This window comes from Mycobacterium sp. IDUB_37 (assembly GCF_055419245.1).
Window position 1 is genome coordinate 67,823 of record NZ_JBVAXG010000001.1, and the last position, 12,939, is coordinate 80,761.

13 protein-coding genes are annotated in these 12,939 nt (G+C 65.7%); 8 read left to right on the forward strand and 5 right to left on the reverse strand.

What is annotated here, in order from left to right:
* Positions 1 to 24: 24 nt before the first annotated feature.
* From ACZY1I_RS00310 to ACZY1I_RS00320, 3 genes are all read right to left on the reverse strand, one after another.
* Positions 25 to 1,062: an LmeA family phospholipid-binding protein gene (locus tag ACZY1I_RS00310; protein WP_463752314.1), complete on the reverse strand. Its 1,038-nt coding sequence runs from the start codon at positions 1,060 to 1,062 to the stop codon at positions 25 to 27.
* Positions 1,059 to 1,889 (reverse strand): carbon-nitrogen hydrolase family protein, encoded by an 831-nt coding sequence (locus ACZY1I_RS00315; RefSeq protein WP_463752315.1) that lies wholly within the window; start codon positions 1,887 to 1,889, stop codon positions 1,059 to 1,061. Before ACZY1I_RS00315 ends, ACZY1I_RS00310 begins: the two co-directional genes overlap by 4 nt.
* Before the next feature lie 105 nt (positions 1,890 to 1,994).
* Entirely contained in the window at positions 1,995 to 2,546 is a 552-nt protein-coding gene (locus tag ACZY1I_RS00320) for a DUF2505 domain-containing protein (protein WP_463752316.1), read from the reverse strand.
* Between the two features lie 26 nt (positions 2,547 to 2,572).
* On the opposite strand from ACZY1I_RS00320, the gene ACZY1I_RS00325 reads away from it, so the two are divergent.
* Positions 2,573 to 3,685: a UDP-N-acetylmuramate dehydrogenase gene (locus ACZY1I_RS00325; RefSeq protein ID WP_463752317.1), complete on the forward strand. Its 1,113-nt coding sequence runs from the start codon at positions 2,573 to 2,575 to the stop codon at positions 3,683 to 3,685.
* Positions 3,686 to 3,740: 55 nt separating this feature from the next.
* Positions 3,741 to 5,120 carry a L,D-transpeptidase gene (locus ACZY1I_RS00330; RefSeq protein ID WP_463752318.1) on the forward strand — a complete coding sequence of 460 codons (1,380 nt, stop codon included), beginning with the start codon at positions 3,741 to 3,743 and terminating at the stop codon, positions 5,118 to 5,120.
* Here the strand turns inward: ACZY1I_RS00330 and ACZY1I_RS00335 are convergent.
* Positions 5,098 to 5,856 (reverse strand): SDR family NAD(P)-dependent oxidoreductase, encoded by a 759-nt coding sequence (locus ACZY1I_RS00335; RefSeq protein ID WP_463752319.1) that lies wholly within the window; start codon positions 5,854 to 5,856, stop codon positions 5,098 to 5,100. The genes ACZY1I_RS00330 and ACZY1I_RS00335 overlap by 23 nt on opposite strands.
* 241 nt (positions 5,857 to 6,097) lie before the next feature.
* Between ACZY1I_RS00335 and ACZY1I_RS00340 the strand changes: the two genes are divergently transcribed.
* From ACZY1I_RS00340 to regX, 6 genes are all read left to right on the forward strand, one after another.
* Entirely contained in the window at positions 6,098 to 7,357 is a 1,260-nt protein-coding gene (locus ACZY1I_RS00340; protein ID WP_463753431.1) for an ROK family protein, read from the forward strand.
* A gap of 130 nt (positions 7,358 to 7,487) precedes the next feature.
* Positions 7,488 to 8,825 (forward strand): D-inositol-3-phosphate glycosyltransferase, encoded by a 1,338-nt coding sequence (mshA, locus tag ACZY1I_RS00345; RefSeq protein ID WP_463753432.1) that lies wholly within the window; start codon positions 7,488 to 7,490, stop codon positions 8,823 to 8,825.
* A complete protein-coding gene (locus ACZY1I_RS00350; protein WP_463752320.1) occupies positions 8,822 to 9,349 on the forward strand; it encodes a type III secretion system chaperone family protein in 528 nt (175 codons plus the stop codon). The genes mshA and ACZY1I_RS00350 overlap by 4 nt, the downstream gene beginning before the upstream one ends.
* 21 nt (positions 9,350 to 9,370) lie before the next feature.
* Positions 9,371 to 10,126 (forward strand): phosphoglyceromutase, encoded by a 756-nt coding sequence (locus tag ACZY1I_RS00355; RefSeq protein WP_463752321.1) that lies wholly within the window; start codon positions 9,371 to 9,373, stop codon positions 10,124 to 10,126.
* 147 nt (positions 10,127 to 10,273) lie between these two features.
* Positions 10,274 to 11,524 (forward strand): sensor histidine kinase, encoded by a 1,251-nt coding sequence (locus ACZY1I_RS00360; RefSeq protein ID WP_463752322.1) that lies wholly within the window; start codon positions 10,274 to 10,276, stop codon positions 11,522 to 11,524.
* Between the two features lie 49 nt (positions 11,525 to 11,573).
* A complete protein-coding gene (regX, locus tag ACZY1I_RS00365; protein WP_463752323.1) occupies positions 11,574 to 12,257 on the forward strand; it encodes a two-component sensory transduction protein RegX in 684 nt (227 codons plus the stop codon).
* Here the strand turns inward: regX and ACZY1I_RS00370 are convergent.
* Positions 12,239 to 12,934: a hypothetical protein gene (locus tag ACZY1I_RS00370; RefSeq protein WP_463752324.1), complete on the reverse strand. Its 696-nt coding sequence runs from the start codon at positions 12,932 to 12,934 to the stop codon at positions 12,239 to 12,241. The genes regX and ACZY1I_RS00370 overlap by 19 nt on opposite strands.
* Positions 12,935 to 12,939: the final 5 nt, after the last annotated feature.

Here is a 12,939-nt window from a genome sequence, read left to right on the forward strand (position 1 = left end):
GGGTCGCCGCCATCGGACCAACCGTCAGAGATCGGCGAAGCAGGGGTCGCTGTTGCCGGCCGGGATGGTTGCGTTGCGGGTCGCGAACTTGCTGACCACGCCGCTGTCGGTGACCTCAACACTCTGGGCTTGGATGCCGAGCGGGTAGTTCTTGGTCAGGTTCGACGTGTACTCGTTCAGCGTCGACTGGACCGACTCCTTCGGCAGCGAGAAGCCCAGCGTGTTGAAGCTGACGATATTCAGCTGCAGGCCGCCACCCGACACCACCGGCTTGGCGACGATGTCGTTGAGCATGCCCTTCAACTCGATGGTGCCGTCCTTGGGATGAGTGGTCACGCTGCTGGTGACGAACTCACCCAGAATTGGAATCGCGTTCTGGATTGACTCTTTGATGCCCTGAGACGTCCAGGTGACGGTCGCGTCGATCGCACCGATCGTGCCCTTGGAGTTTGCGGTGTTGTCGATCTTGACGTCTTGAATGCTGAGCTGCAGCTTCATGCCTTTGGCGTCGCGGATCTGGTTGCCCGCCGTCTCGATCGTGATGTTGGAGTAGTGGTCGGTGGCCACCTGCCACATCACCAGTGGCGTCACCCCGAAGGATGCGGTGGCTTGGTCTTTGACCACGCACGCCGTGGCCGCGGCGATCTTGTTGTTGGCCTCGTGACGGATGTAGAGCTCTACACCGATCAGCCCGGCGACGACCAGCGAAAACACGATGATCAGCACCAGCACGATCGCGAGTGGATCGCGCCGCTTGCGCTTCTTCTTTACCTCGGCCGGCTCGTCCTTCGGCGTAGCGACCGAAGTTGTCTGGTCGGTGCTCGCCAGAGGGTGCGGTGGCTGGTTGATTCGCCTCGTGTCAGCGTTGGCAGCGGCGATGTGCTCGGTCTGCTGCTGGGAGGGAGGTGGAGGCGGCTGAGGCCGCCCCGCTCGGGGATCATTGGGGTGCAGCCGCCCGCCTGGGGGGTCACCGGGAGTCGGGGGTCTGCCGAACGGGCCCTGTTCGCCAGGACGCGCCCAACCCGATGGGCCTTCGTTCCGTGGTCCCTGCGGAGTCGTCACCTTCGCGATTCTGCCCTATCAACCTGAACGAAGCTTGAGCGGTTACGGAGCACTGCGATGTTGTCTCTGGCGGTCGTTACCTTGGCGAGGTCGATGTCGGTGACCAGCAATTGTGGCTCGGAGCCTGCTGACGTCACCACCTCGCCGAACGGGGATGCCACCAGGCTTCCACCTACGCCGGTTGGAGCACCCGAGGCGCCGGCTGAGTCGCCCGGGTCTGCTTGGCCGGTGGCGAGCAGATAGCTCGTCGAGTCCAATGCACGCGCTCTGGCCAGCAACGTCCACTGCTCGAGCTTGCCGGGGCCAGCACCCCAGGACGCGCCCACCACGATCAGCTGCGCTCCGCGGTCGGCCAACTCGGCGTACAGCGCCGGGAATCGGATGTCGTAGCAGAGACTGAGCCCCACACCGACGCCGTCGACCGTGATGACCACCGGCTCGCGACCCGGCGCCACGGTGTGCGACTCGGTGAAGCCGAACGCGTCGTAGAGGTGGATCTTGTCGTAGCTGGCAATCTGCCCGTCGCCGCTGCCTGGTGCCGCCGCGATCAAAGTGTTCGTCACCCGGCCGTCTCCCGATGGGGTGAACATGCCGGCGACCACGGTGATGCCCGTGTCCCTCGCGATCTGCCGGACGCCGCCGGCCCAGGGCCCGTCGACAGGCTCGGCGATCGCCCCCAGCGGGACACCGAATCGGCACATCGTCGCTTCTGGAAACACCACCAACTTGGCTCCGGCCTGGGCGGCACGTTCGGCGTAGTCGCGCACCAGCTGCAGATTCGCGGCCGGATCGGTGCCGCTGAGGATCTGGGCCAATGCGACTCGCATGGCCGCCAGCTTAGGCTCGCCGCCGATGCGCGCCGCGTGCGGCGCGAGGAGAAGGTGGGCAAATCAGGACGGGGCTCGCCGCCGATTTGCGCGAAGCGACAGCGACTAACCGACCCCGTTGGTCGATGCAGGCCCGTTGGCGCTGCTGATCCACAGCGTGGTGAAGCGCTGCTCTATGGTCACCAGCTGGCCCAGTTCGCTGCCGATGATCCGCTCCAGCTTTCCGCCGATGAACGGGACGCGCACCTGGATGGTCAGCTGCAGCGTCATCCGGGAGCCGCCCGTATCGGCGATAGGTGTCAGCAACGCGGTGCCCGACAGATTCACCGGCGCACCCACGATTGATCCGGAAATGACAGCGGTCGCGATGCCGTCTGTGATCGGGCCCCACAGCTCCTCGCGCCGCACGCACAAATCGCCCCGATGTAGCTGCGTGACCAGCGCAGGCAGATTCTGACCGAGCATGGTCTGATGCGTGACGACTTCGATGGTGCCGTCGTTTCCGGACTCACCACCGATTCGCATCGATTCCAAGGTGGCGACGTCGACCGGTGTCTCGGCTAACCGGCCCCGCCAATAGCCCAGGTCGTGAAAGGCCTGGTGGACGTCTTTCACGGTGCCCTCGTAGTCGGCCGACATGTCGAATGAACGCGGCATAGCTGGCCACGCTACCGTTACGGCCCATGAAACCGAGCGATGCCCGGCCGGTCTTTGCCGGTGCGCGCGTCGCCGAGTCGGTATCGCTCGCGCCGCTGACTACGTTGCGGGTCGGTCCAGTGGCGCGACGTGTAATCACCTGCGACACCAGCGATCAAGTGGTCGCGGTGCTGCAGCACCTGGATAGCCAAGCCCACGACGACGGATGTGGACCTGTGCTGGTGTTTGCTGGCGGTTCCAACCTGGTGATTGGTGACGGGCTCGCCGACCTGACGGTGGTGCGGTTGGCCAACGCGGGCATCACCGTCGAGGGCAACCTGGTGCGCGCGGAGGCGGGCGCGGTATGGGATGACGTGGTCGTCAGATCCATCCAGCAAGGTCTGGGCGGTCTGGAGTGTTTGTCCGGGATCCCCGGCTCGGCCGGTGCCACCCCGGTCCAGAATGTCGGCGCGTACGGCGTAGAGGTGTCGGACACGGTCACCCGGGTTCGACTGCTGGACCGAAGCAGCGGCGAGGTGCGTTGGGCATCGGCCGACGAAATGGGATTCGGCTACCGCAGCAGCGTGCTCAAACGGGCAGATGGTCTCGATTTGCCGGCTGTCGTCCTCGAAGTGGAGTTCGCTCTCGATCCGGCGGGACGCAGCGCGCCATTGCGCTACGGGGAACTGACGGCGGCTCTCGGGGCGTCGAGCGGGGAGCGAGGGGACCCACAAGCCGTCCGCGAGGCCGTGCTGGCGCTGCGGACCCGTAAGGGCATGGTGCTCGACGCTGCCGACCACGACACCTGGAGCGTGGGCTCGTTCTTCACCAACCCGGTGGTCGCACCGCAGGACTATGAGCGGATCGTCGGGGCGACCGACGGGCCGGTGCCGAACTATCCGGCACCGGACGGGGTGAAGCTGGCCGCGGGCTGGCTGGTGGAACGGGCTGGATTCGGCAGGGGCTATCCGGTGCCGGGGGCCAATGAGAATGAGGCCTCGTGCCGGCTGTCCACCAAGCACGCGCTCGCCCTCACCAACCGGGGCAGTGCCACCGCGGAGGACGTGATATTACTGGCGCGCGCGGTTCGCGACGGTGTGAGTGACGTGTTTGGTATCACATTGAAACCGGAGCCCGTCCTGGTCGGATGCGCCTTGTAGCTGCTCGTTTTCGCGTCGGCGGTGACCGCCGAACACTGTCGCGGGCGTCTTCACGGTGGGGGAGAGGGCGTTTGGCCCGGTATTCTTGACGGTTGTGACCACATCCAGCACCCCTCCGAGTCCCGGGCCGATCAATCGGCGCGCGGCTCTGGCGGCCCTCGGACTCGGGGTTTTCGCTCCGAGCGTGCTGGCCGCCTGCGCCGGCGGCAAAGTCACCCCCCAAGCAGAGAAAAAGCCACCTGCGGCAGTCCACCTGACCTACCAACCGGCTGATGCCACCGAGGACGTGGTGCCGATCGCACCGATCAGCGTCCAGGTCGCTGAAGGCTGGTTCCAGAAGGTCACCCTGACAAATAAGGACGGAAAGCCGGTAGCCGGCACGTTCAACCAGGACCGCACCGTCTTCATGACGACCGAGCCGCTGGGCTATGACACCACCTACATCTGGGGCGGGTCGGCCGTTGGTCACGACGGCAAGGCGATTCCGGTGGCGGGCAAGTTCATCACCGTCACGCCGAAGAAGAAGATCGACGGCGGATTCCAGCTGTCCGACGGTCAGACCGTCGGGGTCGCGGCGCCGGTGATCATCCAGTTCGACGCACCGATCACTGACAAGGCGGCTGTAGAGCGGGCGTTGAGCGTAACCACTAATCCGCCGGTCGAGGGCAGTTGGGCGTGGTTGCCTGACGAGTCGAAGGGCGCCCGCATCCACTACCGGCCCCGTGAGTACTACCCGGCGGGCACCAGCGTCAACGTCGAGGCCAAGCTGTACGGCGTTCCCTTCGGGGACAACGCTTTCGGCGCCCAGGACTTCTCATTGAACATCCAGGTCGGTCGGCGCCAGGTCGTCAAGGCCGAGGTGTCTTCGCACCGCATCCAGGTCGTCACTGACGCCGGCGTGATCATGGACTTCCCGTGCAGTTACGGCGAGGCCGACAAGGCCCGCAACGTCACCCGGAACGGGATTCACGTCGTCACCGAGAAGTACGCCGACTTCTATATGTCCAACCCGGCCGCCGGCTACAGCAACGCGCACGAACGCTGGGCGGTGCGGATCTCGAACAACGGCGAATTCATCCACGCCAACCCGTCGAGCGCCGGTGCTCAGGGCAATAGCAACGTCACCAACGGCTGCATCAATCTGTCGACCAGCGACGCTTCGGAGTACTACGCCACCGCGATTTACGGCGACCCGGTCGAGGTGACCGGCAGCACGATCCAACTTTCGTACTCCGATGGCGACATCTGGGACTGGGCAGTGGACTGGGACACCTGGGTGGGCATGTCGGCGCTACCGCCGCCTTCGGCGCACCCGCCGGGCACTCACATCCCCGTCACCGCGCCGGCCACCCCGTCGACCGCGCCCAGCCTTTCGGGCACGCCGACGACAACCACCACAACGACGACGTCGCCTAGCTCTGGGCCTGGTGGTTAAACCTCCTCGTAGCTGAGGCTTGGTCGCGCGGCCGGATGATGATCTGGTCGAGATTGACGTGTGGCGGTCGCGAGGCCACGAACCCGATCACTTCGGCGATGTCTTCAGCCACCAGCGGGGTCATCCCCGCGTAGACCGAATCCGCGCGTTGTTGATCGCCGTCGAAGCGCACCAGCGAAAACTCCGTCTCGACCGCGCCGGGCGCGAGCTCGGTAAGACGGACCGGCAGGCCCAGCAGTTCGCCACGCAGCGTCCGGTGCAGTGCGCCCTGAGCGTGTTTTGCGGCCGTGTAGCCGGCCCCGCCGTCGTAGATCTCAAAGGCGGCAATCGACGTGACGGTGACGATCAGTCCATCGCCGGATTCGATCAGCTTGGGCAGCAGTGCGCGGGTCAACCTCAAGGTGCCCAGCACGTTGGTCTCCCACATCCAACGCCAGTGCTCCAGGTCGGCGTCGGCCACCGATGCCAGTCCTTTCGCCCCGCCGGCGTTGTTGACGAGCACGTCCACTCGGTCCAGGGCGGCGGCCAATGCGGCTACGTCTTCGTCTTTTGTGACGTCTGCCACAAACGGAGTGCCGCCGATCTCGGCGGCCAGCGCGTTTACGCGGTCTGCCCGGCGCGCCACTGGCACAACGTGAAAGCCCTGAGCTGCAAGGGTTTTCGCAGTGGCCTCGCCGATCCCGGAACTTGCTCCGGTTACCACCGCGACTCGGCTGTCAGCGTCGGGGAGAGTCATTGGGACAACTTTAATAAACAGTGCTACGTTTTCGGTGTGTACTGCAGCGCCCTGTTCCGCACGACGACCGCGTGTCTCTACGCGGGCGCGTGTTGTCGCCGCGCACTTTGCCGCGCCTGAACTGACGCAAGTCAACTGGTGTGGCCAAGGACCCGGCCATCGGAACTCGGATAGGACACCAGTGCATTCCACATCTCTCACCCACCATCATTCGCACAGCCGCACGGGCCACAAGGGCCCGCTGGGGGCGTACCGCCAGGTGGTGCCGCCGGCCCTGCATCTGTCGGACTCCGCCGCGGCATCGGTCTTCCGCGCGGTGCGGTTGCGCGGGCCGGTTGGCCGCGACGTCATCGCCAATGTCACCTCACTGAGCATCGCGACGGTAAACCGTCAGGTCATTGCCTTGTTAGACGCAGGTTTGCTGCGTGAGCGCGCCGACCTGGCTGTTTCGGGGGCGATCGGACGCCCGCGGGTACCGGTGGAGGTGAACCACGAACCGTTCGTCACGTTGGGCATCCACGTCGGCGCGCGTACCACCAGCATCGTGGCCACCGACTTGTTCGGCCGCACCCTCGACACCGTCGAGACGCCGACGCCGCTCAACGCCGCCGGTCCGGCGCTGACGTCGCTGAGCCACAGCGCCAGCCGCTATTTGCGACGTTGGCACCGCCGCCGTCCGCTCTGGGTCGGCGTGGCGATCGGCGGCACCGTCGACAGCACCACTGGCCTGGTCGACCATCCCAGGCTCGGCTGGCGCCAGGCCCCGGTCGGGCCGGTGCTCGCCGATGCGCTGGGCCTGCCGGTTTCGGTGGCGTCCCACGTGGACGCGATGGCCGGAGCAGAACTGTTGCTGGGCAAGCGGCGTTTCGGGCCGAACTCGTCGACCAGCTTGTATGTCTACGCACGCGAAACTGTGGGATACGCCCTGGTGATCGGTGGGCGGGTGCACTGCCCGGCAAGCGGACCGGGCACCATCGCGCCGCTGCCGGTCCAATCCGAGCTGCTGGGTGGGTCCGGGCAACTGGAATCCACGGTCAGCGACGAGGCCGTGCTGGCTGCTGCGCGACGGTTGCGCATCCTGCCGGGGATCGCGCCCAACAACCGCACCGGTGCCGCGAGCACCGGGATGGCCGATCTGCTCCGTATCGCTCGCGCCGGCAACGAGCAGGCGCGTGAGTTGTTGGCAGAGCGGGCCCGGGTGCTGGGCGAGGCGGTTGCTTTGCTGCGCGATCTGCTCAACCCTGACGAAGTGGTGGTCGGTGGCCAAGCGTTCACCGAGTACCCGGAGGGCATGGAGAACGTGACCGCTGCGTTTGCGGCGCGCTCGGTACTGGCGCCGCGTGATATCCGCGTCACCGCTTTCGGCAACCGGGTACAGGAAGCTGGCGCGGGCATCGTCTCGCTGGACGGGCTTTACGCCGACCCCCTTGGGGCGATGCGACGCTCCGGAGCGTTGGGGGCGCGGCTAACCGAGGTCGAGCCCGAGGTTCTGGCCAAGTAGCCCCTGAGCTGCACAATCCGCACGCAGAATCAGGCGGCTGGCTGCGTCCTGTAAAGATGGCAGTGTGCGGTACCCAATGTCCGGCCAAGACGTTCCTCCCTTGAACAGGACTCAGGCCCGGGGCGCTAATCTGCCGGGCCGAGGCAATTCGGACACAAATCAGAACCCCCGCCGGGTTGCTCTGTTGGCGGTCCATACCTCGCCGCTGGCGCAGCCCGGCACCGGCGATGCGGGCGGCATGAACGTCTATGTGCTGCAGAGCGCGTTACACCTGGCCCGACGGGGCATCGAGGTGGAGATCTTCACCCGGGCCACCGCGTCGGCGGACCCGCCGATCGTGCGCGCCGCACCCGGTGTGCTGGTGCGCAATGTCGTCGCGGGGCCCTTCGAGGGACTGGACAAGTACGACCTGCCCACCCAGCTGTGCGCCTTCGCCGCCGGAGTATTACGCGCCGAGGCGGCCCACGAGCCGGGCTATTACGACATCGTGCATTCGCACTACTGGCTGTCCGGTCAGGTGGGCTGGTTGGCCCGCGATCGCTGGGCGGTGCCGTTGGTGCACACCGCGCACACGCTGGCCGCGGTGAAGAACGCGGCGCTGGCCGAGGGCGACACGGCCGAGCCGCCCCTGCGCACCGTCGGCGAACAACAGGTCGTCGACGAGGCTGATCGGCTCATCGTCAACACCGATGACGAAGCGAAGCAACTGATTTCTTTGCATCACGCCGATCCGGCGCGAATCGACGTGGTGCACCCCGGGGTCGACCTGGCGGTGTTTCGGCCGGGTGATCGGCTGGCGGCCCGGGCAGCGCTCGGGCTCGATCCGGCAGAGCCGGTGGTGGCCTTCGTCGGTCGTATCCAGCCGCTGAAGGCACCCGACATCGTGCTGCGGGCGGCCGCGCGGCTGCCGGGTGTGCGCATCGTCGTGGCCGGGGGACCGTCGGGCAGTGGTCTGGCCTCGCCGGACGGACTGGCGCGGCTCGCCGGCGAACTCGGCATCTCCGAGCGCGTGACGTTTCTGCCGCCGCAGTCCCGCGTGGATCTGGCCAGGTTGTTTCACGCGGCGGATCTTGTTGCGGTGCCCAGCTATTCGGAATCATTCGGCCTGGTCGCGGTCGAGGCGCAGGCGTGCGGCACGCCGGTGGTCGCGGCCGCGGTAGGTGGGTTGCCGGTTGCAGTGCGCGACGGCGTCACCGGCACGCTGGTAGCCGGTCACGAGGTCGGCCAGTGGGCTGACGCAATCGGCGACCTGCTGCGGGTCACCGCCGGACCGCAGGGGTCGGCGATGAGCCGCGCCGCTGCCCTGCACGCGGCCACGTTCTCCTGGGAGAACACCACCGACGCGCTTTTGGCCAGCTATCGGCGTGCCATCGGCGACTTCAACATCGAGCGTCAGCGCCGGGTACGCGACCTCGTCGCCAAGCGCAAACCTCGGCGCTGGACGGCGCGTCGCGGGGTGGACGCATGACCTCAACTGTGGAACGCGTGATCGAGGACGCGCTATTGGCCAGCGAGCTGCCGTATTCGAAACACGCCGGCGCCGCGGGCGGACTGCCGGGGCTGATCGTGGAGCTGCCCGGTGAGCGCAGACTCACGACCAACACCATCCTGAGCATCGGTGAGCACTCGGTGCGTGTCGAAGCATTCGTGTGCCGCAAGCCGGACGAAAACCACGAAGGCGTCTACCGGTTCCTGCTCAAACGCAACCGCCGTCTTTATGGGGTCGCGTACACACTCGACAATATGGGCGACATCTATCTGGTCGGCCGAATGTCGTTGGCTTCGGTCGACGCCGACGAAATAGACCGCGTGCTCGGGCAGGTGCTCGAGGCGGTGGACTCGGACTTTAATACGTTGCTGGAGTTGGGCTTTCGCACCTCGATCGAAAAAGAGTGGGAATGGCGGGTGTCCCGCGGCGAGTCGTTGAAGAATCTCGAAGCGTTCGCACACCTCATCAGTTCCGACGACGACGAGGATGACGGCCGGAACTGACCGCGTGAGAGACTTGCGCTCATGGGTGATGCTGGCACGCTGGTGCTGCTCCGCCACGGCGAGAGCGAATGGAACGCGCTGAATCTCTTCACCGGCTGGGTCGATGTCGGGCTGACCGAGAAGGGTCGCGGCGAGGCCGTGCGTGGCGGCGAACTGATGGCCGAGCAGGACCTGCTTCCCGATGTGCTGTACACCTCGCTGCTGCGACGCGCCATCACCACCGCGAACCTGGCTCTCGACGCCGCCGACCGGTTGTGGATCCCGGTTCATCGCAGTTGGCGGCTCAACGAACGCCACTACGGTGCGCTGCAGGGCCTGGATAAGGCCAAGACCAAGGAACGCTACGGCGAAGAGCAGTTCATGGCCTGGCGCCGCAGCTACGACACTCCACCACCGGAGATCGAGAAGGGCAGCGAGTTCAGCCAGGACGCCGACCCCCGATACGCGAATGTCGGCGGCGGCCCGCTCACAGAGTGCCTTTCCGACGTGGTTGACCGCTTTTTGCCGTACTACACCGACGTGATCGTTCCGGATCTGCGTCTCGGCAAGACGGTCCTGATCGTCGCGCACGGAAATTCGTTGCGGGCGCTGGTGAAGTACCTGGACCAGATGTCGGACGAGGACGTCGTCGGATTGAACATCCCGACGGGCATTCCGCTGCGCTACGACCTGGACGCCGAACTGCGTCCGGCCGTGCCGGGTGGCACGTATCTGGACCCCGATGCGGCCGCCGCCGGAGCCGCCGCGGTAGCTAGCCAGGGTGCGGCGAAAGCCTGAGCGAAAGACCGTTGCCGGTCCGTAAAAGGCCACGTCGCTAAACATCGCGTGAACTGCGGCCGAATAGCTGTGGCGAAGGGTGTGACTTGTCCGATTTTGTCCGCGCTCCGCTAGGGCTACGTTCACCTGATTTGTAGGATTTCGGGTGTGACTGTGTTCTCGGCACTGTTGCTGGCCGGGGTCTTGTCCGCGGTGGCACTGGCCGTCGGTGTTGCGGCGGGAGTCCGGCTGTCCTCGAGGGCCGGACTGGGTCGCCGGAAAGGCCGCCAGCAAGGGACCGCCGAGTGGACGGGTATCACCGTCGCACAGATGCTGCAACGGATCGTGGCGCTGATGCCGATGGGCGCGGCCGTGGTCGACAGCCATCGCGACGTCGTCTATCTCAACGATCGAGCCAGGGAACTGGGTCTGGTCCGCGACCGGCAGCTTGATGAAGACGCCTGGAAGGCCGCACAACATGCGCTGCGTGGTGAGGACTTCGAGTTCGATCTGTCGCCGGCCAAGCGTTCCGGCGGCAGATCCGGATTATCGGTGCACGGGCACGCGCGGTTGCTGAGCGAGGAGGACCGGCGGTTCGCCGTGGTGTTCGTGCTCGACCAGTCCGATTACGCCCGCATGGAAGCGACCCGGCGCGATTTCGTTGCCAATGTCAGCCACGAACTCAAAACCCCCGTCGGCGCCATGGCGCTGCTAGCCGAGGCGTTGCTGGCTTCCGCAGATGACTCCGAAACCGTCCGCCGGTTCGCCGAGAAGGTACTCATCGAGGCCAACCGGTTGGGCGACATGGTCGCCGAACTGATCGAACTGTCCCGACTGCAGGGTGCCGAGCGGTTGTCCAACACGACCGATGTCGAGATCGACAGCGTCGTGACCGAGGCGATTTCTCGCCATAAGGTGGCTGCCGATAACGCCTCTATCGAGGTTCGCACCGACGCCGCCAGCGGACTGCAGGTGCTGGGTGACCAAACGCTGCTGGTGACCGCGCTGGCCAACCTGGTGTCCAATGCGATCGCCTATTCGCCGCGCGGCTCGTTGGTCTCGATCAGCCGGCGCAGAAAAGGTGACAACATCGAGATCGCGGTCACCGACCGGGGGATCGGCATCGCACTGGAAGACCAGGAGCGGGTCTTCGAGCGGTTCTTCCGTGGCGACAAGGCGCGGTCGCGCGCTACCGGTGGCAGCGGTCTCGGCCTGGCCATCGTCAAGCATGTTGCGGCCAACCACGGCGGCAGCATCGGCGTCTGGAGCAAGCCGGGAACCGGATCCACTTTCACGTTGTCCATACCGGCGTTCGAATCGGACGCCGATGAGTCGCTCAACGACGAGCAAGCCGAGTCAAAGCTGAGCCGTGACGTCAAGCCCAGCAGACCACAACGAGAGGAAGAGCTGAGTCGATGACCATCGGTTACGACCATGCGGAGCTAGACGGAGAAAGGGAACTGCGCAAATGACTAGCGTGCTGATCGTTGAAGACGAGGAGTCGCTGGCCGATCCGCTGGCGTTTCTCCTGCGCAAGGAGGGTTTCGAGGCCACGGTGGTAACCGACGGTCCCGCGGCGCTCGCCGAGTTCGATCGGGCCGGCGCTGACATCGTGCTGCTCGACCTGATGCTGCCCGGTATGTCGGGCACCGACGTCTGCAAGCAGTTGCGGGCACGTTCGGGCGTGCCGGTGATCATGGTGACCGCCAGGGACAGTGAGATCGACAAGGTGGTCGGACTGGAACTGGGCGCCGACGACTACGTCACCAAGCCCTATTCCGCACGTGAATTGATCGCCAGGATCCGGGCCGTATTGCGTCGCGGTGGCGACGACGACACCGAGATCAGCGATGGGGTGCTCGAGTCAGGGCCGGTGCGGATGGATGTCGAACGCCATGTCGTCTCGGTCAACGGCGACGCGATCACCCTGCCGCTCAAGGAATTCGATCTGCTGGAATACCTGATGCGCAACAGCGGGCGGGTGTTGACCCGTGGCCAGTTGATCGACCGGGTCTGGGGTGCGGACTACGTTGGCGACACCAAGACGCTCGACGTCCACGTCAAGCGTCTGCGTTCCAAGATCGAGGCCGACCCGGCCAATCCGGTGCACCTGGTCACGGTGCGCGGCCTGGGCTACAAACTGGAGGGGTAGCCGTCCGGAGGTTCGGGGCGCGGATTGAGGGTGTCAGCGTCCCAGGTCACGCGCTGATCGCTGGCAACTTCGAACGCTTCCAGTGCGTTGCTGCGCAGTATTTCCTGCACGCAGCGCGTTCCGGCGCCCACGTAGGTGGTCATCAAGTCAACGTCGGTGGCGACGCACCATTGCTGATCGCGCGCCCACCACAAATTCGCAGTGCGACCCGGTATTCCGAACGGCCGGGTCGCATGGTCGATTGACCCGCCCAGCGCATACATGGGTCGGTGCGGCAGTTCGATCAGCGCGGCATTTCCGACCGGCATTTCGCCGTAGCCATTCCAGAGGGCGTAGATGACGTCGTCTGTGCGCGAACAAGATCGCAGAATGCGGCTGAGTTCTCGGGTGGTAGGAGCGGGCAACCGGCCGGTATCCGGCCGACGGGCCCAGACCCCTGGCTGAGACTGCAACTGCCACGAGCCGACGAGGGATCCCCACTCCATCGCGGGATGGGCTATCCGATTGTTGGCCGCTGCCACTGTTGCCCATGCCACCGGCTGGTCCAGCTGCGGGGCGTCGGTGCCGTACGCGGGATGAAACACCCGTGCATAGGCATCGAAGACCGGCGGTACGCAAGATGCGACGTCGTACTCAAACGGATGTATGGCGTCCAGAATCCACTGATAGTCGCCCACGGCGT

Excerpts from the sequence above, each read along its gene's own strand:
- ACZY1I_RS00315 (WP_463752315.1), bottom strand. The coding sequence starts at position 1,889 with ATGCGAGTCGCATTGGCCCAGATCCTCAGCGGCACCGATCCGGCCGCG.
- ACZY1I_RS00320 (WP_463752316.1), bottom strand. The coding sequence starts at position 2,546 with ATGCCGCGTTCATTCGACATGTCGGCCGACTACGAGGGCACCGTGAAA.
- ACZY1I_RS00325 (WP_463752317.1), top strand. The coding sequence starts at position 2,573 with ATGAAACCGAGCGATGCCCGGCCGGTCTTTGCCGGTGCGCGCGTCGCC.
- ACZY1I_RS00335 (WP_463752319.1), bottom strand. The coding sequence starts at position 5,856 with ATGACTCTCCCCGACGCTGACAGCCGAGTCGCGGTGGTAACCGGAGCA.
- ACZY1I_RS00350 (WP_463752320.1), top strand. The coding sequence starts at position 8,822 with ATGACCTCAACTGTGGAACGCGTGATCGAGGACGCGCTATTGGCCAGC.
- ACZY1I_RS00355 (WP_463752321.1), top strand. The coding sequence starts at position 9,371 with ATGGGTGATGCTGGCACGCTGGTGCTGCTCCGCCACGGCGAGAGCGAA.
- regX (WP_463752323.1), top strand. The coding sequence starts at position 11,574 with ATGACTAGCGTGCTGATCGTTGAAGACGAGGAGTCGCTGGCCGATCCG.